Source organism: Shewanella sp. 125m-1 (assembly GCF_052977065.1).
Window position 1 is genome coordinate 12,540 of record NZ_JBRILT010000046.1, and the last position, 26,391, is coordinate 38,930.

Annotated in this window: 31 protein-coding genes and 1 riboswitch; of the genes, 26 read left to right on the plus strand and 5 right to left on the minus strand. The window is 42.8% G+C overall.

Going from position 1 to position 26,391, the window contains the following annotated elements:
• The first annotated feature begins 9 nt into the window (after positions 1–9).
• Positions 10–423, plus strand: coding sequence for a curli assembly protein CsgF (locus tag ACVBIK_RS16920; protein ID WP_447161973.1), 414 nt, complete (start codon positions 10–12; stop codon positions 421–423).
• On the plus strand, positions 423–1,274 hold the full coding sequence (locus tag ACVBIK_RS16925; RefSeq protein ID WP_447161974.1) for a CsgG/HfaB family protein: 852 nt from the start codon (positions 423–425) through the stop codon (positions 1,272–1,274). Before ACVBIK_RS16920 ends, ACVBIK_RS16925 begins: the two co-directional genes overlap by 1 nt.
• Before the next feature lie 235 nt (positions 1,275–1,509).
• On the opposite strand, the gene ACVBIK_RS16930 is transcribed toward ACVBIK_RS16925, so the two are convergent.
• Positions 1,510–1,923 (minus strand): helix-turn-helix domain-containing protein, encoded by a 414-nt coding sequence (locus ACVBIK_RS16930; protein WP_447161975.1) that lies wholly within the window; start codon positions 1,921–1,923, stop codon positions 1,510–1,512.
• 194 nt (positions 1,924–2,117) lie between these two features.
• Here ACVBIK_RS16930 and hinT point away from each other — a divergent pair, with 194 nt between their 5' ends.
• The 14 genes from hinT (at position 2,118) to ACVBIK_RS17000 (ending at position 13,358) form a co-directional block, all read left to right on the plus strand.
• A complete protein-coding gene (hinT, locus tag ACVBIK_RS16935; RefSeq protein ID WP_447170144.1) occupies positions 2,118–2,474 on the plus strand; it encodes a purine nucleoside phosphoramidase in 357 nt (118 codons plus the stop codon).
• Positions 2,471–2,974, plus strand: a complete 504-nt coding sequence (locus tag ACVBIK_RS16940) for a PaaI family thioesterase (protein ID WP_447170145.1) — start codon at positions 2,471–2,473, stop codon at positions 2,972–2,974. Before hinT ends, ACVBIK_RS16940 begins: the two co-directional genes overlap by 4 nt.
• Complete coding sequence (locus ACVBIK_RS16945) at positions 2,967–3,452, plus strand: PaaI family thioesterase (RefSeq protein ID WP_447170146.1); 486 nt, start codon at positions 2,967–2,969, stop codon at positions 3,450–3,452. The genes ACVBIK_RS16940 and ACVBIK_RS16945 overlap by 8 nt, the downstream gene beginning before the upstream one ends.
• A gap of 204 nt (positions 3,453–3,656) precedes the next feature.
• Positions 3,657–4,046: a YcfL family protein gene (locus tag ACVBIK_RS16950; protein ID WP_447162880.1), complete on the plus strand. Its 390-nt coding sequence runs from the start codon at positions 3,657–3,659 to the stop codon at positions 4,044–4,046.
• Between the two features lie 188 nt (positions 4,047–4,234).
• Positions 4,235–4,365, plus strand: a riboswitch (TPP riboswitch).
• A 52-nt stretch (positions 4,366–4,417) separates the two neighbouring features.
• Positions 4,418–6,556 (plus strand): TonB-dependent receptor, encoded by a 2,139-nt coding sequence (locus ACVBIK_RS16955; RefSeq protein WP_447170147.1) that lies wholly within the window; start codon positions 4,418–4,420, stop codon positions 6,554–6,556.
• A 157-nt stretch (positions 6,557–6,713) separates the two neighbouring features.
• Positions 6,714–6,974, plus strand: a complete 261-nt coding sequence (locus ACVBIK_RS16960) for a hypothetical protein (RefSeq protein ID WP_447161981.1) — start codon at positions 6,714–6,716, stop codon at positions 6,972–6,974.
• Between the two features lie 132 nt (positions 6,975–7,106).
• Positions 7,107–7,769 carry a nicotinamide riboside transporter PnuC gene (gene pnuC, locus ACVBIK_RS16965; RefSeq protein ID WP_447161982.1) on the plus strand — a complete coding sequence of 221 codons (663 nt, stop codon included), beginning with the start codon at positions 7,107–7,109 and terminating at the stop codon, positions 7,767–7,769.
• Complete coding sequence (locus ACVBIK_RS16970; RefSeq protein WP_447170148.1) at positions 7,770–8,837, plus strand: phosphotransferase; 1,068 nt, start codon at positions 7,770–7,772, stop codon at positions 8,835–8,837.
• A gap of 209 nt (positions 8,838–9,046) precedes the next feature.
• Positions 9,047–9,889, plus strand: coding sequence for a DUF6279 family lipoprotein (locus tag ACVBIK_RS16975; RefSeq protein ID WP_447161984.1), 843 nt, complete (start codon positions 9,047–9,049; stop codon positions 9,887–9,889).
• An 88-nt stretch (positions 9,890–9,977) separates the two neighbouring features.
• A complete protein-coding gene (locus ACVBIK_RS16980) occupies positions 9,978–10,571 on the plus strand; it encodes an HvfX family Cu-binding RiPP maturation protein (RefSeq protein WP_447170149.1) in 594 nt (197 codons plus the stop codon).
• 253 nt (positions 10,572–10,824) lie between these two features.
• Positions 10,825–11,373 carry an NAD(P)H nitroreductase gene (locus ACVBIK_RS16985; RefSeq protein ID WP_447161986.1) on the plus strand — a complete coding sequence of 183 codons (549 nt, stop codon included), beginning with the start codon at positions 10,825–10,827 and terminating at the stop codon, positions 11,371–11,373.
• 102 nt (positions 11,374–11,475) lie between these two features.
• A complete protein-coding gene (locus tag ACVBIK_RS16990; protein ID WP_447161987.1) occupies positions 11,476–12,078 on the plus strand; it encodes a GNAT family N-acetyltransferase in 603 nt (200 codons plus the stop codon).
• A 231-nt stretch (positions 12,079–12,309) separates the two neighbouring features.
• Positions 12,310–12,714 (plus strand): hypothetical protein, encoded by a 405-nt coding sequence (locus ACVBIK_RS16995; protein WP_447161988.1) that lies wholly within the window; start codon positions 12,310–12,312, stop codon positions 12,712–12,714.
• Between the two features lie 254 nt (positions 12,715–12,968).
• Positions 12,969–13,358 carry a hypothetical protein gene (locus ACVBIK_RS17000; protein WP_447170150.1) on the plus strand — a complete coding sequence of 130 codons (390 nt, stop codon included), beginning with the start codon at positions 12,969–12,971 and terminating at the stop codon, positions 13,356–13,358.
• Here the strand turns inward: ACVBIK_RS17000 and ACVBIK_RS17005 are convergent.
• Positions 13,350–13,568, minus strand: coding sequence for a DUF7661 family protein (locus tag ACVBIK_RS17005; protein WP_447161990.1), 219 nt, complete (start codon positions 13,566–13,568; stop codon positions 13,350–13,352). The two genes, ACVBIK_RS17000 and ACVBIK_RS17005, sit on opposite strands and share 9 nt — an antisense overlap.
• Positions 13,569–13,955: 387 nt before the next feature.
• Here ACVBIK_RS17005 and ACVBIK_RS17010 point away from each other — a divergent pair, with 387 nt between their 5' ends.
• The 10 genes from ACVBIK_RS17010 (at position 13,956) to ACVBIK_RS17055 (ending at position 24,581) form a co-directional block, all read left to right on the plus strand.
• Positions 13,956–14,642, plus strand: coding sequence for an ABC transporter ATP-binding protein (locus ACVBIK_RS17010; protein WP_447161991.1), 687 nt, complete (start codon positions 13,956–13,958; stop codon positions 14,640–14,642).
• Positions 14,632–15,765, plus strand: a complete 1,134-nt coding sequence (locus tag ACVBIK_RS17015; protein ID WP_447161992.1) for an HlyD family secretion protein — start codon at positions 14,632–14,634, stop codon at positions 15,763–15,765. The genes ACVBIK_RS17010 and ACVBIK_RS17015 overlap by 11 nt, the downstream gene beginning before the upstream one ends.
• Positions 15,762–16,928 (plus strand): efflux RND transporter periplasmic adaptor subunit, encoded by a 1,167-nt coding sequence (locus ACVBIK_RS17020; RefSeq protein ID WP_447170151.1) that lies wholly within the window; start codon positions 15,762–15,764, stop codon positions 16,926–16,928. Before ACVBIK_RS17015 ends, ACVBIK_RS17020 begins: the two co-directional genes overlap by 4 nt.
• 68 nt (positions 16,929–16,996) lie before the next feature.
• A complete protein-coding gene (locus tag ACVBIK_RS17025) occupies positions 16,997–18,157 on the plus strand; it encodes an efflux RND transporter periplasmic adaptor subunit (protein ID WP_447162898.1) in 1,161 nt (386 codons plus the stop codon).
• A gap of 50 nt (positions 18,158–18,207) precedes the next feature.
• Entirely contained in the window at positions 18,208–19,467 is a 1,260-nt protein-coding gene (locus ACVBIK_RS17030) for an ABC transporter permease (RefSeq protein WP_447162020.1), read from the plus strand.
• A gap of 329 nt (positions 19,468–19,796) precedes the next feature.
• Positions 19,797–20,474, plus strand: coding sequence for a potassium channel family protein (locus ACVBIK_RS17035; RefSeq protein WP_447161994.1), 678 nt, complete (start codon positions 19,797–19,799; stop codon positions 20,472–20,474).
• 1 nt (position 20,475) lies between these two features.
• The gene (locus ACVBIK_RS17040) at positions 20,476–21,627 is read left to right on the plus strand and encodes an AI-2E family transporter (protein WP_447170152.1); all 1,152 of its coding nucleotides are present in this window, start codon (positions 20,476–20,478) and stop codon (positions 21,625–21,627) included.
• Positions 21,628–21,769: 142 nt separating this feature from the next.
• On the plus strand, positions 21,770–22,849 hold the full coding sequence (locus tag ACVBIK_RS17045) for a DUF2157 domain-containing protein (RefSeq protein ID WP_447170153.1): 1,080 nt from the start codon (positions 21,770–21,772) through the stop codon (positions 22,847–22,849).
• Complete coding sequence (locus ACVBIK_RS17050) at positions 22,849–23,997, plus strand: DUF4401 domain-containing protein (RefSeq protein WP_447162875.1); 1,149 nt, start codon at positions 22,849–22,851, stop codon at positions 23,995–23,997. Before ACVBIK_RS17045 ends, ACVBIK_RS17050 begins: the two co-directional genes overlap by 1 nt.
• 68 nt (positions 23,998–24,065) lie before the next feature.
• Positions 24,066–24,581, plus strand: coding sequence for a GDYXXLXY domain-containing protein (locus ACVBIK_RS17055; RefSeq protein ID WP_447170154.1), 516 nt, complete (start codon positions 24,066–24,068; stop codon positions 24,579–24,581).
• Positions 24,582–24,695: 114 nt separating this feature from the next.
• On the opposite strand, the gene ACVBIK_RS17060 is transcribed toward ACVBIK_RS17055, so the two are convergent.
• From ACVBIK_RS17060 to ACVBIK_RS17070, 3 genes are all read right to left on the minus strand, one after another.
• Entirely contained in the window at positions 24,696–25,073 is a 378-nt protein-coding gene (locus ACVBIK_RS17060; RefSeq protein WP_447161999.1) for a hypothetical protein, read from the minus strand.
• Between the two features lie 62 nt (positions 25,074–25,135).
• Entirely contained in the window at positions 25,136–25,552 is a 417-nt protein-coding gene (locus ACVBIK_RS17065; protein ID WP_447162000.1) for a lysozyme inhibitor LprI family protein, read from the minus strand.
• 55 nt (positions 25,553–25,607) lie between these two features.
• On the minus strand, positions 25,608–26,114 hold the full coding sequence (locus ACVBIK_RS17070; RefSeq protein ID WP_447162001.1) for a rod shape-determining protein MreB: 507 nt from the start codon (positions 26,112–26,114) through the stop codon (positions 25,608–25,610).
• Between the last annotated feature and the right edge of the window lie 277 nt (positions 26,115–26,391).

The following is a 26,391-nucleotide window of genomic DNA, read 5'->3' on the forward strand; positions in this document are numbered from 1 at the left end:
GGAAAGTTTATGAAAAGGGTTATTAAAATTGCGGGTGGTTCATTGTTGGCGGTGCTTATGGGCTCATCCCATGCAACTCAGCTGACTTACACTCCTGTTAATCCCAACTTTGGGGGCAGTTACCTTAATGGTTCATATTTACTGTCTAATGCATCAGCTCAAAATAAACATACAGGAGGGTCGAGTTATGTGCCGCCATCGGCGCTTGACCGATTAGCGAGTTCACTAGAGTCTCGTCTGATGAGTCAGCTGTTTAATGATGCGGCAAACGGCGGTGAAGGGTACTTAAAGACTGATGATTTCGAGATCCAGGTGGTGAATCAAGATGGTGCCTTATTGGTGCATATTACCGATGTTGTCACGGGTGAAACAACAATTATCGAAGTCGGTGGCATTATCGACACTAACACTGGAGAAGGTTAATGATTAACAAGCTAACCTTATTGTTTGCCTTATGCTTTGTAAGCGCGTGCTCTACTACGAGTGAATTAGAGCAAATAGTGCCTTCATCAAGTTTAATGCCAAAAGGTGAGACTTATTACGATCTAATTGGTTTACCCGCTCCGCAAGGAAGCATGGTTGCAGCCGTTTACGACTTTAGAGATCAAACCGGTCAATACAAACCTATTCCATCGAGTAACTTTTCCACCGCGGTACCTCAAAGTGGTACAGCATTTTTAGCCCAAGCGCTGAATGACTCTAGCTGGTTTATCCCTGTTGAAAGAGAGGGGTTACAAAATTTACTGACTGAGCGAAAAATTGTGCGTGCAGGACTAAAGGGCGATGCTGCAAGTTTAAGCCAACTTAATTCTGCACAGATCTTGATGGAAGGCGGTATTGTTGCATACGACACCAATATTCGTACCGGTGGCGCTGGAGCTCGTTATTTGGGCATTGGCGCGTCAAGTCAATTTCGTGTTGATAGTATTACGGTAAATCTTAGGGCTGTAGACATACGTACAGGAAGACTGCTTAGCAGTGTCACCACAACTAAATCAGTATTGTCTAAAGAACTGACGGCAGGGGTATTTAAATTTATCGATGCTCAGGAGTTATTAGAGTCTGAAGTTGGTTATACCTCGAACGAACCCGTTAGTTTGTGTGTGGTACAGGCGATTGAAAGCGCAGTGGTGCACATGATTGCTGATGGCATTTGGAAACGAGCTTGGAACCTTGCAGATACTCAAGCTGGTTTAGAAAATTCAGTGCTTAAAAAATACTGGTTAGAGGCTCATTCGGTTGACAGAGTCCAAGCTAGGCTAAACCAAGGTTAATATAGCGATATTAAAAAAGGCGCTATGTATAGCGCCTTTTTTATGGTGTCAGTTCACGTCCAACTAAATTGTTACTCATTTATGTGTCGAATGCGTGTTATTTGAGTGGTTTCGTATTTTATATGTTCATTACTTTTAATACTGTTTAGCTTTAGATTGATTTGCAAATAGAGCTGATTATGCAGTCCATTTAGCTTGGCGCTTGCCAAGCGCTATATTGAGTTTTTATTCTTGGCTACTTATTCATTTCTCGTTCTTTGCTTAAAAACTCAAATCCACTTTTCAAGTAGCTAAAGCGATCGTCATCTGGCAGTGAGCGAACCTGTGCCAACATTAGGCCAAAAGCTGAATCAATCATCAATCTGTCAGATAGTTTCAAATAGCGATAAACGACGGGCCTGAGCACAACGGTGAAATGCCCTGTAAATTCGTTGAAGCGTTGCTCTTCAATAGCTGTGGTATTGTTCACCAGTTCACGCATACACAAAGCGGCAAGCAGAGCATTTTTATCACTAAAAGACTGATATTGTGCAGCACGGGAGTACCCGGCTCGCTTATGAACATCAGACATATTAAGTGCAATCATGCCTTTTTCTTGTACTAATTCAGTTGCGGCATCTAAGAGTGCGGTTTCTTTTTCCGTAAGCATTGTCTTATTCCTGCATATTTTTTTTCATTAGAAATCCTAAACAGCGTAAAGTCAACCACATTGTATATACATCTGTTTAATGCAGGTGCAAGTCAACACGATCCAATCATGTGATTTACTTCAGAAATCGTCCATCGCCTTGTCAATATTTTCGCGTATACTATGGCTAGTAATTTCCTTTTGAGGGCAGACAAATGGCCGAAGAAACCATATTTAGCAAAATTATTCGACGTGAAATTCCTGCAGATATCTTATATCAAGACGATCTTGTGACAGCCTTTAGAGATATCACGCCCAAAGCACCTACACATGTGTTAATTATTCCAAATCATCTGATCCCAACAACTAATGACATTAAGGCATCAGACGAAAAAGCATTAGGCCGTATGATGTCTGTGGCTGCTAAGTTGGCTCAAGAAGCGGGGATAGCTGAAGATGGCTACCGATTAATCATGAACTGTAATCAGCATGGTGGCCAAGAGGTTTATCACATTCATATGCATTTAGTGGGTGGCCATCCACTAGGCCCGATGTTGAGCCCGAGTGAATGAGTTCAAGCAGTCAGAGCTACTCGCTAACCGATATGGCGAGCCGATTTGTCGCGCAGCTAACTCAATGCCGTAAGCTTAAATTAAAGGTGCTAGAAGGTAGCGGAAAGCATGTTTTACTGGAGTTGCCTTACGATACACAGCTTGTTGGTTACCCTGACACGGGGGTGATCCATGGTGGTGTGATCACAACATTGATGGATACTGCAAGTGGTTGCGCGGTGGTGTGTTCAATTTTTGATAAACACCGCTTGCTTGAGATCTCTCCGACTCTCGATTTGCGTGTCGATTATATGAAGCCGGCAGCGCCGCACAAACCTGTTTACGGTTTTGCCCAGTGTTATAAATTGTCTTCAAGTGTTGCCTTTACCCGCGCTATTGCTTACCAAGATTCAATAGATGATCCCATCGCTCATGCGGTAGGCTCGTTTATGCGTATCAGCCCTGAGATGGTTGGTGAAGAGTTTAGGCAGGCATTGATGGGAGGTGCTGAATATGGATGATGAATCGTACTTTTCTATTGAACCATCGTTGGACGACAGTGCTAAGCTTGACGTTAAGGGCATCGTAAAGAAGGCCACAGAGCTAAATGACTTTGGCCATCTCTTGGAGCATGTTCCTTACGCAAAATTTATCGGAATGGCGGTAGACAGATTTGGTGATGAACTGGTTTTCAAGCTGCCAGCAAAAGATGACAACATAGGTAATCCTATCTTGCCTGCGCTACATGGCGGCGTGATTGCAGGATTTATGGAGATGTCGGCAATAGTACAATTGATGGTGTTTATGCAAACGACAAAAGTACCTAAAGTTGTTGATTTTTCAATTGATTATTTAAGGGCTGGTTACCATAAAGATAGCTTCGCCGAGTGTAAAATCACGCGCCAAGGCCGCCGAGTGGCCAATGTAAGCATTAATTGTTGGCAGACAAACCGTAAGCATTTAATTGCAACTGCAAGAGCGCACTTTTTGATTGATTAGTCGAGCTGGCTAACTTTAGTTTATTTAAGTTACGCCTATTAGCTTATGCTTAAACTCAAGCTTATTAACTCAAGCTTATTAACTCAAGCTTATTAACTTACGTTTATTCGCTTAGGCTATTAATCGGGCATGTTAATTTAACTTGCTACTTAACTCATGGTTTGTATCAATAGCGTATGTGTTGCAGCTAAGAAGGGGATAGAGATGAAAAAGGTTTTATTGGGACTATTTACCGCATTGGTTTTCACTGCATGTGCTCAACATACTGCCGGTGTGATGGCGGGGTCAAATGGGGATGCTAGGATTGATAACAATAGCTTTGGTAAAGAGGTACAAGTAACCAATATCATGGCTCGCCCTGAAGGCGGATTCTTACGTGGTACGGGAACCATTGTCAGTCAGGTATCAACCGATTTAAGGTTGCAATATAAGTTCACCTGGTTTGATTTAAACGGAATGACAATTGACGATGAAGGCGTAAGCTGGAAATCGGTAAAGCTACACGGTAAACAGCACCTGCAAGTTAGCGCTGTGGCTCCTAATGCCACCGCAACTCGTTTTGAGCTATACGTGAGAAAAGCCTTTTCAAATTAGCCTGACGACACTCTTGGTTAATATTGGTTAGTTAAAGTGGTAAGTTTAAGTTGTTGGCTAAAGGCTAGCGTAAACCAAGTTTATATCACACCTGTTAAAAAAACGTCAGCTAAGCTGACGTTTTTTCATGCAAAAAGTACCTGTTTTTAAAGAAGTCTGTCATCGAGTTGTAAATTTCATGTATAATCGCGCTCGCCAAGGGGTGTTAAAGTCTATAAACCGAAAGTCGGATTTATCTGCTTTGACTGAGATGTTGAAAAACGAACCCTTTGAACCTGATCCGGCTAATACCGGCGTAGGAATGGGCCACAATTCATTTCCCGATCGCTTCTTTACTGATGCCGGATCTCAAAATTTTACTTTGAGGTCCTATGTTAAATCTAAAATCTTATTCGCCAATAGCACTTGCGGTTATTGCAGCCATCTCATCTACAAACGCCTTTGCTAATGGCGATGCATCCACCACTCACGATGATATCGAAGTCATGGTGGTGACCTCTGACTTTCGTGGTTCAGCATTAGAAACAATGCCCTCCAGCGTTACCATTATTGATCAGCAACAAATTGAAGATGAAGGTGCCCAACACTTTGAAGATATCTTAAATACGGTTGCCAATTTAAATTGGTCTGGTGGTAGCTCTAGACCTAAATATTTCCAGATCCGTGGTGTGGGCGAGCAAGAAGAATACCAGGGCGCACCTAACTCTTCGGTGGGGTTTGTTGTAGACGATATCGACCTATCTGGTTTAGGCATGGTCTCAAGCATGTATGATCTACAACAAGTAGAAGTGCTACGTGGGCCACAAGGAACTCGCTATGGCGCAAATGCCTTAGCAGGTCTAATTTATCTCAAGAGTAACGACCCTACCGATGTGTTTGAACATGGCGCAGAAGTCTCTCTTGGCGATGATAATCTACAGACTTTCAGTGGTTTCAGCTCAGGTCCTATTACAGACTCAGGTAATTTACTTTATCGTGTATCGTTACAGCAGCATCAACAAGATGGCTATCGTGACAACCTCTACCTTGGCCGAAGTGACACCAATAATCGTGATGAGTTTACAGGCCGCGGTAAGTTACGCTGGTATGCAACCGAAGATCTAGAAATCGATTTAACTTTCCTGCACGCGAACTACGACAATGGTTATGATGCATGGACACTGGATAATAATGGTTTTGACACATTAACCGATGCTCCGGGTGTCGATAAGCAACGTACAACAGGCTCGTCACTTAAGTTCACCTATACTGGCGCCGAGAATTTTGATCTCACTTCATTAACCTCGTTGGCGCAATCAGATACGCGCCATAACTACGACGGTGACTGGGCAAACCCTGACTACTGGGAAAGTCGAGGTTGCGGTGGTATTCCATGTGAGTACGAGTATAACTGGGACAAAAAAGGCGAGAGAAAAACGCTAACCCAGGAGTTTAGATTATCGTCCACAGAATCTGGACGTATTTTTTCAGATAGTACCGATTGGCTGATTGGCGTGTATGCCATGGACTTACAAGAAGATAACGACACGGTTGATACTTATAACCAGTTATCAGCCGAGTATGAAGCACAAAATTATGCATTATTTGGTCAGTTAGATTCAGACTTAGGTGCAACTTATGCATTATCTGTAGGTTTACGGGTTGAGCGTCGAGAAAGTGATTACAGTGATTCGGCAGGCGACAGTTTCGGCCCAAGCGAAACTATGTGGGGCGGACATATCGCATTAAGCAAGGCGTTAAGCGAAAACCATGAGTCCTATATCCGTGTGGCGCGTGGCTACAAAGCGGGTGGCTTTAACATGTCGCTGCCAGTTGAGTTAGCAGACAAAAAAGAGTACGACACCGAAATCCTTTATAACTATGAATTGGGTTTAAAATCGACTTGGTTTGACGGTCAGGCGAGCACCAACCTTGCTGTGTTTTATATGGATAGACAAGATCAGCAAGTTGCAGCTTCACAGCAGTCAACAGTTCCGGGTGAAGAGGGTAACTTTATTTTATTTACCGAGAATGCAGGTAGTTCACACAACTACGGTGCGGAACTCGAAGGTAATTGGTATGCAACAGACAACTTGAACTTATACGGTAGCCTAGGCTGGTTAGAAACGGCTTATGGCGATTATCAATATGAAGATAAATATGGTGCTGTGGTCGATCTTTCAGGCCGAGAACTCGCCCATTCACCTAACTATACCTTTAGCATAGGTGCGACTTATCGCAGCGATAATGGTTGGTTTGCCAACGTCAACGCTAGCGGAAAGAGTGATTTCTACTACTCTGACAGTAATGAGTCAAAGTCTGATCCTTATCAAATTTTTAACGCCAAAGTGGGTTATGAAGCCGACATCTGGTCTGTGTATCTGTGGGGACGTAATCTACTTGACGAACAATATGGCGTTCGTGGTTTCTACTTCGGTAATGAACCAGATTTAGATTGGGCTGATAAGCAATATATACGCTATGGCGATCCACGCCAACTAGGTATGACATTTAACCTTAAGTTCTTGTAAGTAAGAGATCATCACGCGTGTAATTACAAGTGTGATTCAAGATTTTTAAAGCATAAGTGAAGAGTGATTAATGGTTAAGTTAATCACCCATTTACTGAATACCGATTTACTTAATATAGTCAAATTGAGCCACCATAGGGTGGCTGAGGTCAATACCATGAAATTAACAGCAGAAATTAGTTGCTACCCGCTTCAAGATAACTATTTAGACCCGATTAAATGGTTTATTGCGCGAGTGGATTCTTACGACAACATACAGCGAGTGACCAATGCAATGGCAACTCAGGTGGTTGGTGAGTATGGCGATGTGATGTCTATGCTTGCGGTTGAGATGCAAGCCGCTCATGAAAAATTTGGTAAAGCCGTATTCGTTTGTAAGTTTATTGGTGGCGAACTCAATTTAAGTCATAGCGAATAATTTTATTTAGATGAGGTGGTCTAGAGATAGGGAATGTCTTTTGGCCACTGTTGAGCTTAACAATATCTGACGATGATTTAGGGCAAGAACTTCTTGTGCTAAGTATCTTGTGTTAAATACAGGGCACCATTTATGTCTGAGTTTTGGCTAGCGTTAGTCAATAGTTTTACTGCCGCTTTTAGTGAAGCAGAAGCGTTGACGGGCTGGGAGGCTGTAGCGGTCTTACTGGCTTTGGCCTACCTTATTTTTGCGATGAAAGGTAGCATTTGGTGTTGGGCGGCAGCGTTTATCAGTACCGCGATTTATACCGTATTGTTTTGGAAAGTGTCGTTGTTGATGGAGTCCGTGCTTAATATTTACTATATGGCGATGGCTGTTTATGGCTATTGGATGTGGACTCGAGGCGGTAAAAAGCATGATGGGGTGAACATTGTTTCATGGCAGCTGAGCACGCATTTGAAATTAATAGGGCTCACGAGCTTGATTGCTGTTTTAATCGGTCATTTCATGGCAACTCAAACTCAAGCCGCTTTCCCCTATTTAGATGCTGCGACGACCTGTTTTGCGGTTATGACCACTTACTTGGTGGCAAAAAAAGTCCTAGAAAACTGGATTTATTGGTTTGTTATTGATGCGGTTTCTATTTATCTCTATGTCAGTAAAGGCTTGATGTTAACCGCCATTTTGTTTGTACTTTACCTTGGGATGGTTGTATTTGGCTACTACATGTGGCGCAATAAAATGTACGTGCAGCAAACCACGCAAGAGATTGACTTAGCGGCAGGAACCGCCTAAATGGCTCAAGGTTTAACTCAAATTCTGGCGCCTTATCTTGCGCAGTCAGGGCTGACAAATGTCAGCCTGATAGCCCCTTTGACGCAAGGCTTAAGCAATCAAAACTATTACATTCGTGGCTTACATCAGAGTAAGTCCACTGAATCTGAGTGGGCACTAAGAGTCAATAGTTGGGCGAGCTCTCAGATCTGTAATCGAGAGGACGAAGTGTTAAATTGGCAACTTGCAAGTAAGGTTCAGCTTGCACCACAAATTGTCTATGTCAGCCCCGATAAAACATTTTATTTAAGTGAGTTCTTTGCCCAGAATGAGCAAGATTGCTGGAATGACTTAATGAGTGCCAATGGGGCTCACCCAATTAGTACCACTCATAATATCTGGCCAAAAGCCGAGCAAAAACTGCTTGAATTATTAAACGGATTAAAGCAATTGCCTCGGCCCAGTAATGTGATGACAGTTGATACACAGTGGCAGAGATACTTGGCGCGATTAACCGAAATGAACAAGCAGTTATCTCGGCTACAGGGCTCACCTAATGATGATTGCGGTGATGATAGATGTGCAGAGCAGGCGCTATTGATTCGTTGGCAGCAGCTTTATCAACGGCTTTTGGCTAAGTCGCATCAGATTGATACAATGCTTGATAGACTCGGTGCTTGTGTGACTCAGCTTCAGTTTAGCCACCGAGATCTGAACCCCTATAATATTTTGCTGGTTGAAGATAAGCTTAAATGCATCGATTTTGAATATGCCTGTAGCTCACACCCTTTATGCGATCTTGCAGCCGTGATTGCCAGCCATTCTCTGTCATCAGAGCAGCGCCATTGGCTGATTGACAACTACTTAGTTGCTCACCCGAACCTAAATAACAAAGCAAGAAATGCCGTCACTGCCGCCGTCGATCTGTATTGGGTGTTTGCAGTGTGCTGGGCACTACAAATGGCATTTGATTGCTTAGTAAAAGAGGGCGAAATTACAAAGTTAGCTGATGGCGAGGGAGCCCATTTAGTCGAAGATTACTTGGACAGTGCTCAGCAATATAATGAGTTAATTGCCTGCTGTACCTAGTGGATGTTGTACTTAGTGCCAGCTAAGCTAATTTATCAGTAATAATGATGGCGGGCGCTTACATTTTTCACTGCTTCTTAATTACCCCACACATGTTGTAACCGAGCGAATTCCTGCCGATGTTCTATGCTAGGTTAAAGACGCTAATGACTGAATATTCATATGGTGATTAAAGATAAGCCCAAACAGTTGGAACAATAGGGGAAGCAATGAGAAAAGCTGGCTTATGGATGTTACTCCTTATCTCTCTTGTGGGTTGCTCGACTAAGATGGGCTACTATTTTTTAGATTGGGCCATAGAGTGGAAACTTGCAGAATATGTCTCGTTAAACACACAGCAACAAGCCCAATTTGAATCTGCACTTAATCAGTTTTTAATCTGGCACCGAGCCGAAGAGCTTCCTTTGTACGCGAAACAGTTATCATTGCTCTCACTTGAATTTCAACAAGCAAGCCTGACACCCGCAATATGGGCTGCACAAGTTAAGCAGGTAAAGCAGCACTGGAACAGAAGCTTTGAATTTATTAACCCCTCTCTGGTACCGATTATAAGTTCTTTTACCGATGAACAAGTTAAACAAATCATTGCGCAGCTTAGAGTTGATGAAAAAGAGCTAAATCAAAAGTATTTAGGTAAAGATAGGCTGGCATTAGTCGAAATGGCTGATAAACGCATCAACAAACGTGTAAAGAAGTGGATAGGGAAGCTGACATCAAAGCAAAAGCAAGCCATACATGAATATAACCTAGGCCGTGCATCGAGCTTAGACATGTGGCTTGAATATCGGCATGAATGGATAAGGCTATTTTCACAAGCACTGAAGAATCGGCAAAACCAAGCGGCGCTATCTCACAGCCTAACCGTGTTAATCACTCAGCCAGACAGCCTTAAGTCAGACGTATATAAAGCCTCACTTGATAACAATACCGAACAATTTGGTCAATTACTTATTCGACTCAATCAGCTGGCAAGTGCTAGCCAGAAAAGATACTTTCAAAAGAAGCTGGATGCATTAATCGTTGATCTTAATGAGCTCAGCGAGGCCGATTAAGCTAACTTTACCGTTTTTGCTGAAAGATAGGCTAAGTTGTAAGGGTCTATACAGCTAAGCCGAGGATTAAATTCAAAGAGGGAACGATATGCAACTAGTTACACTTTACCAGAAATTTTTGACGCTACTAAAATGTGGCGAAGGGATAGCGCCGCTGGCCTTGCGTTTATATCTCGCGCCAGTGTTAATGCAAGCAGGTTATAACAAGCTTTCCCATTTCAGCGATACCGCTGCATGGTTTGGTAATCCCGATTGGGGATTAGGCTTACCTTTTCCTGAGGTGATGGTTGCACTTGCTGCAGGTACCGAATTTTTTGGGGGGGCATTGCTTATTTTAGGCTTGGCGACTCGCTTAATCTCGATTCCGTTAGCGTTCACTATGTTGGTCGCCGCTCTTAGTGTACATATCGAAAATGGTTGGTTAGCGATTGCCGACCCAAGCTCTTGGTTAGCGAATGATAACGTGATTGCCTCGGCTGAAAAGCTTGAGCGTGCTAAAGAGATCTTACAAGCAAATGGTAATTACGAGTGGCTAACTAGCTCAGGCAACTTTGTTATTTTGAATAATGGTATTGAGTTCGCAGTTACCTACCTGTTTATGCTGTTGGCATTGCTGTTTATGGGCGGGGGGCGTTACACAAGCCTTGATTATTATATTGCCAAGCGTAATGGGCTGGCTTAATGGGGCCTCAGGCTGTTTACATCTGTGCTCTAGCTGCTTGTTTAAATGAGTTGGTAACGTCTTTTTAACTTATATACGTTACGACCCGTTAGCAATAAATGCCGTTATGTTGAGTAAATGCTTTAATCAATCGATGATTAAACAAGGTAAATCCCACTAAATAGGTGGGATTTTTTTTGCGCAATTGATACTCTCAAAGAGTACATGTTTCTTGACCCTTTTTTTTCGTAAAAACACTATTAAGGATAATAAGTTGGACGCATTAGAATTACTCTTAACTCGTCAATCAACCCCAAGACTGACGACTCCTGCACCTAATTCACAACAACTACAAAATATCCTCGATGCTGCCACGCGAGCACCTGATCATGCGGGGTTAACGCCTTGGGAATTTATTATTGCCGAAGAAGATGGTTTGTCCCGTCTAGGGGAAGTGTTTGTAAAAGCACTGATTGAAAAGGGCGCCGACGAAGATTTTATCGAGAAAGCGAAAAACATGCCTTTGAGAGCACCAATGGTGATCACCGTGGTTGCTAAAGTGACTGAACACCCTAAAGTGCCAGCGTTTGAGCAACACCTTGCTGCAGGATGCGCAGTGATGGCCATGCAGCAAGCGGCATTTGCTCAGGGGCTAGGAGGAATTTGGCGTACCGGTGCATTTGCCTTCGATGCAAAGGTGCATCAATTATTGGGCTTACAAGCAAAAGATCAAATAGTCGGTTTTCTCTATTTAGGTACCCCGGTTATCAATGCCCCCACTAAAACCCTAAAAGATGGCATGAGTTTCGCCCGATATTTATAAATTCTTGCATCGTATGTGAGTTGAGCTAATTTCATCAAGAGTTAGCTTAAACTGAGTCTGTTACCATGCTAGCGTAGAATAATAAAAATACAGGAGGTTGTGGTGAACGCAGAAGTAAAAGAAACCAGTTTAGTTGGTGAGTATATTGTACTTGAACCTTTATCATTGGAGCATTTACCGGCGCTAAGTATCGCTGTCACAGATGGGAACTTGTGGGAAATATGGTACGCATCAGCTCCTCATCCAGACGAGATGAAAGCCTATATTACCGCGGCGTTAGAGGCAGAGGCTCGAGGAGAGGCATTAGCCTTTGCGGTTCGAGAACGTCACTCGGGTGCGATAGTCGGCTGTACACGTATTTGTAACTGGCAGCAGCAACATCGCCGCTTAGAGATAGGTTACACCTGGTACGCAAAAAGTGCACAGCGCACCGCGGTTAACACCGAAGCAAAGCTACTTATACTGTCTTACGCTTTTGAAACTCTAGACGTAATGGCGGTAGAATTTAGAACGCATATTCAAAACCAAGTGTCACGCCAAGCGATTTGCCGGTTAGGCGCTAACCAAGACGGTATTTTGCGTAATCATCAAATTTTGAGTAATGGCACTGTCAGAGACACTGTTGTGTACTCGATAATCGATGCCGAATGGCATGACGTGAAGCAAGGGTTGAAAGATAAACTGCTTGGGTATCAAGCTTCGTGAGTTAACGCGACCTAATGTTGTAATACAGAAATGTTGTAATGAAAGAAATGGCGTACAGAGCACTCATCGCTAAAATGATAGTAAAGCCAGTATTAAACTGGTTCTTTTTTAAAAGAGAACGAGTTATCTTCGCTATACTCTTGATATTCATTAAAAGCTAAAGTAGAAATGGATGCTCGAAGCTGTTTTAATGCTAAATATTAGCGACTAAAAAGAAAAGGATAACCTTCAATGTTTGCAAAAACGAATTTAGCTTTATTGATCCTCGGTGCTAGCTCACTCTCTTTTAATAGTTTCGCGGGGGAGGCTGAAGAGGCCTTTGTTGGCGAACTTGCCGATTGTGCGGCTTATTATCATATCGCTACGGAGGCAATTTCTGCGATGAATGCACCTCAGATGGCGGCGGTAGTTGAACGCTTAAAGGTGTCTGGTGAGCAAGCTAAGGAGCTTGCACAACAATTTAAAACCGAAGATGAAGTTTCTGCAGCGATAACTGCAGCGGCTGAAAAGCACCGAGCTAGTATGCCAAATGCGAAAAATTTAGGCCCACTGATGGGTAAATATAAAGAGACCTGTCAGAGCATTCTAGCCGAACCGGAGAAACGTCTCGATTATTGGACTATGGTCTCCATGTAACCATTTTCACCTTATTGGGGCTAGACTTGAGCACGTTTAGCCTCAGTAAATTACATAATTTGTGAAATGATTTTTGCTAATATCCTGTCTATTATTCAAACTTTAGCCTTCTAACTTGTGCTTTCGAAACTTGTTTTTTATAACTGCTATCCAAACTTGCTTTTTATAATTGCTTTCTAAAATTGGACACCATAATTGAAACTCTGTTTAGCGGTAGGTTTGATTCAATATTGTTGATTTAGTGGGAGTCACTCATGAATATTTATCTGCTGATTGCTGGGGGGATTACAGCCTTAACGTGTGTTGATCATTTTACCTACGGCCGAAAACACTTTTTACAGCCAATGCAGACTGCTGCCTTTGATCCAGTGGCAAAAGTGATTATGCACTGTGTTTTTCATTATATTTCGGTATTTCTGGTGCTATCAAGCATGGTCTTACTGGCTTGTTCATTTAACGCTATTTCAGCCATGCAAAGCTTTGGCATGCTGATATTTATCGCACTCAACTTTGGCTTATTTGCAATATGGCAGATTTATATCGGATTTATGAGTAGCCTCGAAATGCCATTTAAGTATTTATTCCAGTGGGTATTTTTCGTTCCAATATCCTTGTTCACCTTAGCAGGCGCGATGTTAAGTTAACCTCGTCACTTGCCGATGGGCTATTGAGCAGTGCTCATGATAGATATCTTCTAAGTGTGTTCCTAGCTCATCTTGTTTCAGATCCATTGGTATAACCACATCATAGACTCTGGTACGAATACCTATGCAAGGCTTATTAAATAGATGCCATTCATGCGCTTTTCTAACTACTGACATTGGTTTGACGAACAGATCGAATTTGGTTATCAATATTGAAACTCCTGAGTCGCAGACATCGGAACTGGGTTTGCAAGTGCTTGCGTTTCGCTATGAACTTACGTATTTTGTATAAAGTATTTCAAATGGATTGAGATGTTCTTAGGTTAAGCAAGGAAGAAAAATGTTTCAGCATCACCCCCCATCAGCTTTTATCGCGCTAGCGCCTCATCCTCTTCTAAATGATAGATTTAATTAGTCGGCGTTTTTCAAGCTAGTCTTCACCGAAAACAATTTGTGAAAATAGTTGTCCGATAATTAATCCAATTGTATTACGATTATTTACACTTTTTTGCAGACCATCTAAACGGCCTATATCCACTTATCTGTATGATATAAGCATTTATATGATTTTCACTAATTCTGCTATATGAGAACCTTATGATTAAAGTTCATCAATTAACAAAAGAATACCCCATGGGCGAAAGCTTAGTTAAAGCGCTCAATGGGGTGAGCTTCTCAATCGCAAGAAATGAGTTTGTTGCGATTATGGGCCCGTCGGGCTCTGGTAAGTCGACATTAATGAATATTATAGGCTGCCTTGATAAGCCTACGTCGGGAAACTACAGCCTAAATGACCAGGAAGTGGCTGAGTTAGATGATGACGCCTTGTCTGCGGTGCGAAATAAAGAGATTGGTTTTGTATTTCAAAGCTTTCATCTGCTGCCGCGTTTGTCGGCCCTTCAAAATGTATTATTACCTTTAAGGTTTTCAGCTGATGCACAGCAAGATACTGACTATGCACACGAACTTCTTGAGCGAGTGGGCTTAGGATCTAGACATGACCATAGGCCAAACCAACTGTCTGGTGGCCAAAGACAGCGTGTCGCTATTGCGCGGTCTTTAGTTAATCGTCCCGCTATTTTGTTAGCCGATGAGCCGACTGGTGCACTCGATAGTAAAACGTCAGTTGAGATCATGGCGCTATTTACTGAGTTACATAAAGCGGGTCAGACCATCGTTCTCGTGACTCACGAAGAAGAAGTCGCAGCCTATGCTCAGCGTGTTATTCGTATGCGAGATGGCGACATCGTAGAAATTGAAGAAAGAGGTGACAATGCCGCTTAATACCTTGGTTAATCACCGTGTCATGATCAAAGCAAAGAGTGTGCTCCCTCGGATGGTGCTTAGCTTATCTGTTGCCATGCTGGTCAATGTGAGTGTATCAGCAACCGCTGGTGCAGAGTCGCTTGCTAGCGCCTTGTCGAGTTCTCAAACGAAAACAATAAACCAGAGCTCTGATAACTCATTAGCCTATGCTGACGTAGACTCGTTAAACAAAGCTGATTTGACGCCGCTGTTACTGACAGGACAGGTCGCCTCTGTCGTATCACAAGCTTTTGTGGTGCCAAAGGCTGGCGATACGTGGCGCTATCAAATTCAGTGGATGATGCCAGAGGGGAGCTTAGCTGAGCCTGGGCAAGTCGTGGTTATTTTCGATAAGAGTGAAATTGATAATCAAATTGAGCAGCTTGAAGCGAGCTTATTACGAGTGACTGCGCAGGAACAGAGCCAATCGATAGAGCTCAATGCGCAGTTATTACAAGCCAAATTTGAACTTAAGCAAGCCCGGCTTGAATTAGAAAAAGCGCAGTTAGATGCCGCTATTCCGGCTGACTTTATTGCGGCTAAAGATTACGCTGACAATCAATTTAATCAGCTCAAAACCGAGTCTGAATTATCCAAAAAACAGCAAGCTTTAGCCGAGATCCAAGATAAGCGCACAGCATCATTATCCCAGTTGGCGATTGATAAAAAGCGCGCTGAACTTGAGTTATCTCAAGCCTTATCGGGACTAGAGCAACTTGAGCTGCACGCCGATATTGCAGGCCCAGTACTTTATTCTCGCGATCCTTGGAGCGACAAAAAATACTCGGTGGGTGATAACGCGCAAATAGGCAGACAAGTTGCCAATATCCCCGCACTTGATGATTTAGAGGTAATTGCATGGGTCAATGAAGTCGATGTAGACCGTCTAACCATTGGCGAAACTGTCCGCCTAAGGCTCGATTCTCAATCAACAATAACCTTAAGCGGTAGTGTCGACACGATTAGTCGACAAGCCAGTAAGCAACCGGCATGGGGTAAAAGTAACTGGTTTAAATTGTCGATTAAATTTAACCGTGACGAGCGAGTTGAGATCATTCCTGGAATGAGCGTATTAATAGAAACGGGAGTGACTTCATCATGAAGATGACAGCCATTAATACATTGATGTTAGCTGCAATTCTCACTGGCTGTAGCCAATATGTAGTGACTCAAGTTGAGTCAGGGATTTTAGAGCAACAAATTGAGGTGACGGGGGAGCTCGTTTCAGCGAATACGGTGAGCTTAAGGCCGCCGGCACTGCGTCGAGTGTGGCAGTATCAGGTAAAAATGTTGGCTCCAGAGGGCAGTGAAGTCAAGCAAGGCGATAGAGTGGCTCAGCTTGATACCTCGACATTAACCCAAAGGCTTTCTGTGAAAGCAGCAAATTTGGCGACCACCATTCAAGATATCGAAACCTCGAAACTGCGTAATGCCAAAAAGTTACAAGAGCTAAAGCTTGAGCTAGCCGAAGCCAAAATGGAACAAGAAAAGAGTCAACTTAAAGTCGACATTTCAGATATAACTGTTTCGGTTATCGATCAACAAAAATACCTAAAAGATGAAGTTATCGCTAAAGACAGGGTTCAATTAATTAATCAAAAAATTGAGCTTGAAATCGAAAGCGCTGAACAGAGAATGAAAATGTTAGCTGGTGATCAGCAAAAGTTTGCCTCTGAAGTCGCCGCTCTCGAAAAGGGGATAAAGTCACTGACATTAATTGCGCCAAGAGATGGTATGGTGGTTTATGGCAATGATCAACAAGGCAATAAAGTCGCTGAAGGACAAAATATTTTCGTCGGTGACTCTGTATTAAGTATTCCCGATCTGCAACACATGCAAGTCAACATGACCATCCCTGAAGTTGAAGCTGGGCGAGTTAAGATTGGCCAAGCATTAAAAATTCGTCTCGATGCTAATCCTGAGAAAAGCTTTAACGGCAAAATAATTGAACTTGGCGCAGTGTTTAGAGTTAAAAATCAAGATGTCCCCTTGGTTATATTTGATGCTGTCGCCAGTATTGAGCAACCTGATACAGAGATGATGCGCCCAGGGATGACCGCAAAAATAAGTATCGATATCGCCAATAACAATCCTGAATTACTCTTGTCTTTAGATGCTGTGCATTATGAACGCGGCAAAGCATATGTATTAAAGCCGGGGATATTTACCGAAAGTAAACAATATGTTGGCTTAGGGGATATGGGGAAAGAGCGAGTAGCAATTACCTTAGGATTAACGGAAGGAGAGGAGGTGTTGCTGCCATGATAATCACTCATTTAACAAATAAAAGGCGCTATGTTCGTCGTGCTTTATTCGTCACTGGCTTGCTAGTCATGACAGCTTGTAGTGATCCTGCAAATAATGGTGTGTTAACCGTTGAGGTTCATCGCTCTGACTTTAAAGTTGATATTCCTGCATCGGGTGAGTTAGAGGCGAGTAACTCGACTACGGTCAATGTACCTACAGGGCTTAGAGGCCCGCAGTCTTTAGCTTGGATCATGGACAATTTCAGTACGGTTAAAACCGGTGATGTTGTTGCACGAATGGATGGGGCGCGAGAACGGTTCCGCTTAGAGATGGAGGCGCTCGATTATGATCGTCTAGGTCTCGATAGCCAGATCCAGAGCCAGAGGGATAAAACCATCGATAAGAGTTTGACTACTGATACAAAACTGACCGCGCAGGAGCAAGATTTAGCCGAACAATTTTTCAGTGACGATGAACGAGTTTATACCAAAATCGATATTATCGATCAGATGCGCAATCAAGATTACCTTGAAGCCAAAATGGACTTTTATGATTGGGGGCTGAGTCAGCATGGTTCTCAAGCCCAAGCAGAACAAGAGCTCATCAAGTTAAAGCAAAAAGGCCATCAGGCCAAGATGAACCGTTATACCGGTAATCTAAAGCAGATGGAGATTGTTGCGCCTCATGACGGCATTTTTGTCGCGCAAACGGGTTGGAATGGCAAGTTGCCCGCTGCTGGCGACATGATGTGGTCAGGTATGGCCATCGGCTTACTTCCTGACACTTCAAAGATGCAGGCTAAATTGCATGTGCTTGAATCAGAAGCCTTAGGTTTGGCTATAGGCAAGGCTGTGACGTTATATCTTGATGCATATCCAGAATTTGCAATAAACGGTACCTTAACGCAGCTCGATGCATTGGCAAAAGCTAAAGAGCAGGACAGCCCAGTTAATTATTTTGAGGTCACCGTCACTTTAGATAAAACCTTAACTGCAATTATGCAACCTGGCAGACAAGTGAATGCCATGGTACACGCACTTGATCTTAAAGATGTGATTACCGTGCCAAACCAAGCTCTGTTCCAAAAGTCAGGTGAGTATTGGGTCTATCTACAAACATCGGCTGGTTTTGCTAAGCAAAGCGTTAAACTTGGTAATCGCAGCTTGAATCGAACCGTGATCACCGAAGGCTTGAAGCAAGGGGATACCATTGCATTGACCACACCACCGAAGAGGAATCGTGTATGACCGCTAACAGAGCCTCGGTGAGCCTAGTCAAACCACTTAAAAAGGACGTTATGAATAAGTCATCTGTGCCTATTGCCGTATATTGGGAAGGGATTAAACAAGCGTTCGATGAAATGCGTCACCATAAATTACGCACTTCTTTAACTTTGCTCGGTATGATTTTTGGTGTCGGTGCGGTTATCGCTATGCTAAGTGTTGGCGAAGGGGCGGAGCGCGAAGCATTAAAAATGATTGAGTCTATGGGGGTTAAAAACTTAGTCGTTAACGCACGTAGCGCCGAAGGTGAGGCGCTTAAGTCTATACGAGAACACAGCATTGGATTAAGCCTGAGAGATATCGAAAGTGCTCGTGATACCTTGCCATTTGTTGAGAATTGGAGTGCTGAGAAGTACGTAAAAGTGTTCAGCCTGTTTAGCCTCAAAGGTCGCAGCGATGCAAAAGTGGTTGGAGTCACTCCCAGTTATTTCGAGCTGAGTTCACTGCCGCTAGGTGAGGGACGAACACTCAATGATACTGATGAAGCTTACTATCAACAGGTTGCGGTATTGGGGCCAGAAGCTGCCAGAAGTTTATTTCCTCAGGGCAATGCGATAAACAACCTGATTAAAGTAAACCATCAATGGTTTACCGTTGTTGGCGTGTTATCAGAAAAAGAGGGCTCTAAGTCTAGCATTCAAGGCGTGAAGCTTGGTGGGGAGCGTAACCAAGTCTTTATTCCATTAACGACAGCGCTTAAAAAAATGCAATTTAAGAGTTTAGAGAGTGAACTTGATGCGTTTAAGTTGGCTTTAGCTGATGGAGTAGCCCCTTCGCTTGCTGCCAAAAGTTTGCAACACCTGCTAAATAGGCGCCACGGTGGTGAGAAAGATTTTGATGTGGTGGTTCCAGCAGATCTACTGGCTCAACATCAAAAGACCCAGCAGATCTTCAATATTGTGATGGCCTGTGTTGCAGGCATTTCATTGTTGGTCGGTGGTATAGGTATTATGAATATTATGCTCGCGACTATTTTAGAGCGAACAGGCGAAATTGGTCTGTTACGTGCTTTAGGCGCTAAACGTAAGGATATTGCTCGTCAGTTCTTGATTGAGAGCATTGCTATCTCGGCGACGGGCGGCATTATTGGTATCGGAGTTGGGTTATTGCTGGCGCTAATTATCTCGTCTGCTGCTGGCTGGCCTGTAGCCTGGTCACCGTTCTCCATACTGCTGGCACTCGGTGTGTGTATGACGATTGGCGTTGGCTTTGGTTTATACCCAGCCAATAAAGCGGCTAAGCTTGACCCTATTGTTGCGCTGCAACGGGATTAAGCTGTTATCACTGTTTTTTGCTGGTTTTATAATTTTTTAGTAAAAAATGTGAGTGAAAAGCGTGAGTAAATAGCCTTGTTAAAGTCGTTCGTTAGTATTAATAACCCGCAGTTTTTATCGCGGGTTATTTTTTGTGTTTTTAATGTCAATACTGACATGGCTATGAAATTGCGGCTATTTTTGACATATTAACGTAGATGAAATCTTTATCAGAATGTTAAAAGTTTCGGCATTTGAGGATAAATTAAGCTATTGTATTGGAAGCATTAGCTAAGCTGAACCGCTGGTTATATGGCCGGTAAAATGATAACTGACAGGGACTCGACAGATTGTTCAGAAATATAATCACAAAAGATAATAACTTTTACTATATGACAGCAGCGCTAGTGGTGTTGCTGCTTAGTGCCTCATTAGTCAAAACGGTCGCTGATGGTATGCTAGAGTCCATACTTGAGGTCATTATTGCCGTTACTTTCTGGGTATGTGTGGTCAGTCTCGGGGTCGATAAGCGCTGGAAGCGCTTTATGCAGGGGCTTATCATTGTTTGGCTTTTGGCGGCGGCCGTCAAAAAATTTATGTCAGTACCACATGTTGATCTCTTTATGCTTGGCCTTATGTTTGTCTTTTTCTGGGGCACTTTTAGCTCTATCGCTCAGCAAATCCTATTTTCTGGTTCAGTTGATGGCAACAAGGTCGTCGGCTCTATTGCGCTTTTTTTACTGCTAGGCTTGATGTGGGCTTTAGTATATCTCTTAATTTTAGCATTATCGCCTCACGCTTTTTCAGGTATTGAGCATAGTGTTTGGGGACAAAATTTTTCACAAATGGCTTATTTTAGCTTTGTCACGTTAACCACTTTAGGTTATGGCGATATCAGCCCTAATACGCCTTTTGCACAAGTTGCGGTATATATGGAGGCGATTGCAGGCGTGTTTTATATGGCAATTGTCGTTGCAAGTTTAGTGAGCGCTGGATTAGCTCAAAAAGAAACACAACAGGAAGGTTAATATGGAAAACCCTATGCAGCATACCCAAAGTAAGTTGTTCATCAACAATATGATGGAATCGGCAATAAGGATTGGCTTACTGTTTATTCTGGTTGTTTGGACTTTAGATATCATCAAGCCATTTATTATCCCTGTACTTTGGGGAGCTATTATTGCAGTTGCCCTTATGCCAATGACGCAAAAGCTTGAAAAGGCATTAAAAGGGCGCCGAGGGCTTGCATCAACGATTCTCGCTTTGGCAGGAATACTGTTGCTTATTGCACCCTTCTGGATTGTTTCAAGCTCAATTTTCGATGGGGTGTCACACATCATTACAGTGCTACAGTCTGGTGAAGTTGATATTCTTGGGCCAACACAAAAAATTGCAGACATTCCGCTTATAGGCGATAAACTTTATGATATTTGGGCATTATTTGCGACTAATTTAGAGAAGGCGGTACTGCACTTTTTACCCCAAATTAAAACAGGCGTCAGTGCAGCGGCGGGTATGCTAGGTAGTAGCTTAGGGTCTTTAGTGATGTTTATCATTTCACTGGCCATTGCTGGTGGCTTTATGGCGCATGCCGAGAAATCTGCAGCAGCAGTCAGCACCGTGGCGGTAAAAGTAGTAGGTAAGCACGGTGAAGAGTGGACAAGTTTAACTGCAGCCACGATCCGTAGTGTATTACTGGGTGTGGTTGGCGTTGCGTTTATTCAAAGTATTTTAATTGGCTCTGCATTATTTACCTTTAGTATTCCTGCTGCGGGAATATTTACCTTTATTGTGTTTATTCTCGGTATCGCGCAACTGCCACCACTGTTAGTGGTATTGCCGCTTATTTTCTATGTATTTTCAACTCATGATTCAACCCCTGCTACCATCTTTACTGTTTGGGTATTGATTGCAGGCGTTTCTGATAGTTTCCTAAAACCTATGCTGATGGGACGTGGGGTCGATGTGCCAATGCCGGTCATTCTTATCGGCGCGATTGGCGGTATGATCACCGCTGGGATCATAGGTTTGTTCTTAGGGGCGGTAATCTTGGCTATTTGGTATGAGTTATTTATAACTTGGCTCAAAACCGAAGAGGGACAAGCCCCAGATGCTCAACCCGTTACAGATCCTGACGCTAAACCTGTGAGTGCGCCAGCTTATGGCGGGGCTGATGAATAAACTTCGTCCGTAACAAGTAAAGGGTGCCATAGTGCACCCTTTTTATTTTGGTTAACGGATCTAAGATAGTAATATGTAAATCGGTATAAGATATTGAATCAGAAATTTTTTTCTGATTAAATTTATGTTAGGGAACAAGTGAGTGAATAATTTTAAATCTGCGTTATGGCGCTGGTTTGAACAAGCCTTGATAACGCAAGAGAGTATGCCCAAGGCCTTATCCTTAGCGTGCCAAACTCCAATGAGGGGGCAATGGCAAGCGTTAACCAATGTGTTGCTCACTTGGCTATCTGGATTATTTCTAGGTGCTGGAGTGGTCTTTTTTGTGGCCGCTAACTGGCAATCTATGGGTAAACTTGCGCGTTTTGCTGTGGTTGAGGGCGCATTGATAGTTACTTTGCTTATTTATCTTGTGCAGCACCTTCGGGCAAGAAAGCGAGGTGCAGGGTTAGGCTTTGGCTATACTGCGGCAAATGCGGTGTTATTGGCCGCCGCCATTATTATCGGCAGCCTTTTGGCTTTGGTTGGGCAAACCTATCAAACGGGAGCTGATCCGTGGCAGTTGTTTGCACTTTGGGCATTGTTTGTTTTACCGCTAGCTTGGGTCGCTGGATCTGAGCTGTTATGGCTGTTATTGGGTTTACTCGTTAATCTGACTTTGGTTCTTTATTACCAGACTTTTCCGGGCATGATTGCGCATTTATTCATTTTCAATTTATCTTTAAAGGCACTATTTTTACTTAACCTATTACTGCATTTCTGTTGTTTGTTGCTCAGTGGCAAGCTTGGCTTATTTAACCGGGGCTCGCTATGTGAACAACATTTACAGCATAACCAAAGTTTAGGCTATGAGCCCAATCGATATGACGCGCCAGTGTTTCAACAACTCAGCATACTAATCAGTGTGGTCTGTATTACAGCATTAGCCATTGAGACTCTATTCGATTGGGGCAACGGTTTATGGTTCTTTGGCTATGTTGCTTTTATTGGTGCGGGCTATGTTCTCTATAACTTTGTGCTTAAAGATATCTTTGTACTCGCTATTGGCAGCTTTAGTCTTGTTGCCGTTGTTAATAGCCTACTTGCCCGTTTAGTCCTAGAGGGCAACGATCCTATAGGCCTATTTTTAGTGCTTGGACTGAGCATTATCGGCTCCACAACGGCAGTGACTCTGTGGCTCAAACAGCGTCATCAGGCTTTTAGCGTAGAAGGGCTGTCTTGATGCTAGATAAATTATTCGCCGGTCGGTTTGTGGCTCAAGACGTATTAGCCCAAGGTAAACTTTGGGCTGAGTTGAATGCACTTGGCTTAATTGAGGGAAAGTTATCCACTAACGGGGGGAGTACTCAATCAGACTTACCTTCATTAACGCCCAATAGCCCTTGGTATATACAATTGATGCAGTCGCTGGCTGCCTGGGTGGCCTCGCTATTTATATTAGCTTTTACCATCAGTTTTTTCAGCCTGTTCTTCGATGATCTTGATACCACTTTTGCGACTATTATTGGTCTATTTTACAGCGGTCTGGCTATATTGGTTTATCGTTTAAGCCCCTCGCAGCTGTTTTTAAATCAGATGGCATTAGCACTCAGTTTGTGTGGATTATTATCTCTAGGTTATGGCATAACAGGTTGGTTTAGCGACGATTTTGGACTAGGTTGGTTTTTAGCATTCGGCTCCATATTGATGCTTAACTGGCTTTTAGTTGAGCACTATAGCCATCAATGTGTCATGAGCTTTGGTGTGCTAGCTTGTGTGATTGGTATTGGCTATGAGTTACAGCTACTGGAATTAATGCCAGTCATCATCAACCTAATGTTTGTCGGGCTTTGGCTAACTCACGCTAACACGGGGCAGCATTTTGCCAGAATGAGCGCTATGGGTTATATGTTGGCGTTGTGGATGGTGTTAATTCAACTGCCGTTAATGATTGGGCATACGAGTATCGCCCTAGAAAATGCGTTTCCTGTGCTAGCGAATTGGGCGAATGCCTTGTCGGTCAGTACGACACTCATTATTACCATGGCTTTGCTGATTAACATTTTTGGCTCGTTATCACTATCTCTCAATAGCAAACAAGGGCTCATTAGTATGCTGGTTATGGTATTACTCGCGGCGCTCTCTATCCCGATGGTGGGTCTGTTAAGTGCAGTGCTTATCTTGATTGTTGGCTTCTATGTTGGAGAAAGACTTATTTTCTCCCTTGGACTGCTGGGGATCGTAAGTTTTGTCGCTTGGTACTATTACAGCATGCAAGTCACGCTGCTGGAGAAATCGATTTGGCTATTGGCACTGGGGGTCATATTGCTAGTGGCTAAGCTACTCTTGGGTAAAATATTACCTAATACTGAGTCGGGTAGTAATGCATAAAGCGGTTTATAAGCGTGCTGGTTCAGAATCGTTAAACATGCTGTATAAAAGTTGTATAAGAGAGTGTTATGACCGAACAAACTAACATTATCAAGCTAAAGAATCCAATGACTGTTTATCTCGTCATTGCGACAATTTGTGCAGTATTGGCCGTTGTTAATTGGGATATATACCAGAAAGAGCAGCAATTAGCCCAGGGTAAAGTGGTTCGTTTTGCGCTCGCTCCAGTGGACCCTCGCTCCTTAATGCAGGGGGATTATATGGCATTGAACTATGCCATCGCGGCCAAGATCAGGCCATTAGTTAAGGTTGAGAATGGAGACGGTTTACTGCAGGTCAAGCTTGACCAAAATCAAGTGGCGCAATTAGTGTCGGTTGATAAAGCTCAGGATACGATTGATGAAGTGGTTAATATTCAATATCGTGTGCGTCACAATCAAATCAAATTTGCTAGCAATGCGTTCTTTTTCGAAGAGGGACAAGCAAAGCGATTTGACTCTGCTAAATATGGCCAGTTTAGGGTAAGCGAGCAGGGGGCTTTACTGTTAGAGTCCCTGCTAGACAAAAATTTTAAACCAATTTAAGCCGCTTTAAACGAGAGGAAAGTTAAGCCCATAGCTTTGATGGGCATTACTTTGATGAGTATTACTTGTTATGAGTATAGCTTGTTACTGGTGTAGCACTCTTAGTGCTTACGATTAAGCAGGCTTGGCACACACAGTGATTTTAAACCGCTCATCAGCATTGACTAATCCGCTTAGGGGCTCGTGCGGCGATAAGTTGAACTCTTGCAAACCGTTAAACGCTTTGTCGCTTTGCTGATAATCAACCTGACATCTAAGATTGAGTAACCCTGCTGAATCAATAAAGCTGCTTTCAACGGTGATAGAGCCATATTCGATACTAAATGTTTGTACCTCTCCCACATAAAAACAGCGGCTCTGTGAAATGAGCTGCTGAGCATTGTATGTTAACGTCAAATTAAGTTGTACATATACGCGACTGGATAAATCAAACTTAGCTTGCTTATTACGGTTAAGAGAAGAAATATACAAACCACCGAGAGGACTACTCATCTGTTAAGTACCTATATTTTTTAATTAGCTTTGTGCATTAGCTTTTGTATTAGCATTATAAATTAGCTTTTTGGCTCAGGTAGCACGGCTGGAGTGCTATCTCTGTACGTTAGGTAATTATCCCAAATTTCATGCGTACGCAGCTTAGTTAGCTTTGTTTGGCATGAAATGGCCATAACGCCGCGAATAGTGCCCTCACGCCACTGAGTGTATACCGCGTCACAGTGGGATGTTAAATACTGTTGCCAGTCTAGTTGCGCAGCTTTAATTGCGCTAATTAGCTCTGCATCGTAACTGTTGTGCTCATAAGCTTTAGCTAAGTAGGTTTGCATCTCAATGTTAGCTGTATCGAGCTCCTGTGCCGCACATTGATTTATCTCGATTGTCGAGTAAGCACTGTCGCAATCAATCTCATTTGCTAGGGCGGTAACAGAGAACAAGATTAAGAGTGAGTAGCCTAAAATAGTGTTTTTTTTCAAGTGTTTTAGCCCATTTTATATAAATTTAATTGGTAATGGTTTAGCTTATATCGGCTCAATGCATAGACAATAACGTTAAAGCTAGCCTTTGCTCCTGTTTTGCAAGTTCTTTGAAATTGATTTCTGTGTTTATTAATGACTCTTGGCCTTGATGGATAACAACATCTCTGGCGCCAGCGCCTATAGCCATTTCTCGAAATGCTCTAATTTCTATCATAGTTAAGCCCCCCTCTGTTTTTTCCATTGGATGGATAATGATTATAGGAGCGGGAGATAGGAGTTTTTTGCCAGCGAGTTGGTTAATTATCTCCTTGAGTAATCGTTCAGCAACAAAGAAATCATTGAGAAGTGCTCTAGGATGAGAAAAAGGGTTCAATGGATTAACGTAAGCCTTATTACCAAAAGCGGTCACAATCTTTGCTCCGTTTTTACTCGACTCTACTTGTAGGTGCGGCTGTTCATCAAATACGCCATTGGTTTCAATATCAACAACCCGGATACGGTTCTCCCATATCTGGACATATAATGTCGGACTCAATTTATCGATTAAGCGACGGATCATGATGTTATGCTTCCTTGGCGACTAAGGCTCTCATTTACGGGCTAATACTTTATACTAATTATAATGTGGCTAACTACTTACTTTTTATATAAATATCCATTATCTTACCAGATAGGTACGCCAAAGATTAAACCTGCGAAAAACCATGTGGTTAAATGAGTTATAGCTGCTGTAAAGTAAAGGGCTTACTGGTAAGCCCTTAGTTTTCTAGACACTTTCTAAGTTCTCATAATACTGCTTTTCAAACTTCATTGGAGACAGTCCGTTATTACTACCA

Excerpts from the sequence above, each read along its gene's own strand:
- ACVBIK_RS16920 (WP_447161973.1), top strand. The coding sequence starts at position 10 with ATGAAAAGGGTTATTAAAATTGCGGGTGGTTCATTGTTGGCGGTGCTT.
- ACVBIK_RS16925 (WP_447161974.1), top strand. The coding sequence starts at position 423 with ATGATTAACAAGCTAACCTTATTGTTTGCCTTATGCTTTGTAAGCGCG.
- ACVBIK_RS16930 (WP_447161975.1), bottom strand. The coding sequence starts at position 1,923 with ATGCTTACGGAAAAAGAAACCGCACTCTTAGATGCCGCAACTGAATTA.
- hinT (WP_447170144.1), top strand. The coding sequence starts at position 2,118 with ATGGCCGAAGAAACCATATTTAGCAAAATTATTCGACGTGAAATTCCT.
- ACVBIK_RS16940 (WP_447170145.1), top strand. The coding sequence starts at position 2,471 with ATGAGTTCAAGCAGTCAGAGCTACTCGCTAACCGATATGGCGAGCCGA.
- ACVBIK_RS16945 (WP_447170146.1), top strand. The coding sequence starts at position 2,967 with ATGGATGATGAATCGTACTTTTCTATTGAACCATCGTTGGACGACAGT.
- ACVBIK_RS16950 (WP_447162880.1), top strand. The coding sequence starts at position 3,657 with ATGAAAAAGGTTTTATTGGGACTATTTACCGCATTGGTTTTCACTGCA.
- ACVBIK_RS16955 (WP_447170147.1), top strand. The coding sequence starts at position 4,418 with ATGTTAAATCTAAAATCTTATTCGCCAATAGCACTTGCGGTTATTGCA.
- ACVBIK_RS16960 (WP_447161981.1), top strand. The coding sequence starts at position 6,714 with ATGAAATTAACAGCAGAAATTAGTTGCTACCCGCTTCAAGATAACTAT.
- pnuC (WP_447161982.1), top strand. The coding sequence starts at position 7,107 with ATGTCTGAGTTTTGGCTAGCGTTAGTCAATAGTTTTACTGCCGCTTTT.
- ACVBIK_RS16970 (WP_447170148.1), top strand. The coding sequence starts at position 7,770 with ATGGCTCAAGGTTTAACTCAAATTCTGGCGCCTTATCTTGCGCAGTCA.
- ACVBIK_RS16975 (WP_447161984.1), top strand. The coding sequence starts at position 9,047 with ATGAGAAAAGCTGGCTTATGGATGTTACTCCTTATCTCTCTTGTGGGT.
- ACVBIK_RS16980 (WP_447170149.1), top strand. The coding sequence starts at position 9,978 with ATGCAACTAGTTACACTTTACCAGAAATTTTTGACGCTACTAAAATGT.
- ACVBIK_RS16995 (WP_447161988.1), top strand. The coding sequence starts at position 12,310 with ATGTTTGCAAAAACGAATTTAGCTTTATTGATCCTCGGTGCTAGCTCA.
- ACVBIK_RS17000 (WP_447170150.1), top strand. The coding sequence starts at position 12,969 with ATGAATATTTATCTGCTGATTGCTGGGGGGATTACAGCCTTAACGTGT.
- ACVBIK_RS17010 (WP_447161991.1), top strand. The coding sequence starts at position 13,956 with ATGATTAAAGTTCATCAATTAACAAAAGAATACCCCATGGGCGAAAGC.
- ACVBIK_RS17015 (WP_447161992.1), top strand. The coding sequence starts at position 14,632 with ATGCCGCTTAATACCTTGGTTAATCACCGTGTCATGATCAAAGCAAAG.
- ACVBIK_RS17020 (WP_447170151.1), top strand. The coding sequence starts at position 15,762 with ATGAAGATGACAGCCATTAATACATTGATGTTAGCTGCAATTCTCACT.
- ACVBIK_RS17025 (WP_447162898.1), top strand. The coding sequence starts at position 16,997 with ATGACAGCTTGTAGTGATCCTGCAAATAATGGTGTGTTAACCGTTGAG.
- ACVBIK_RS17030 (WP_447162020.1), top strand. The coding sequence starts at position 18,208 with ATGAATAAGTCATCTGTGCCTATTGCCGTATATTGGGAAGGGATTAAA.
- ACVBIK_RS17040 (WP_447170152.1), top strand. The coding sequence starts at position 20,476 with ATGGAAAACCCTATGCAGCATACCCAAAGTAAGTTGTTCATCAACAAT.
- ACVBIK_RS17050 (WP_447162875.1), top strand. The coding sequence starts at position 22,849 with ATGCTAGATAAATTATTCGCCGGTCGGTTTGTGGCTCAAGACGTATTA.
- ACVBIK_RS17055 (WP_447170154.1), top strand. The coding sequence starts at position 24,066 with ATGACCGAACAAACTAACATTATCAAGCTAAAGAATCCAATGACTGTT.
- ACVBIK_RS17060 (WP_447161999.1), bottom strand. The coding sequence starts at position 25,073 with ATGAGTAGTCCTCTCGGTGGTTTGTATATTTCTTCTCTTAACCGTAAT.
- ACVBIK_RS17070 (WP_447162001.1), bottom strand. The coding sequence starts at position 26,114 with ATGATCCGTCGCTTAATCGATAAATTGAGTCCGACATTATATGTCCAG.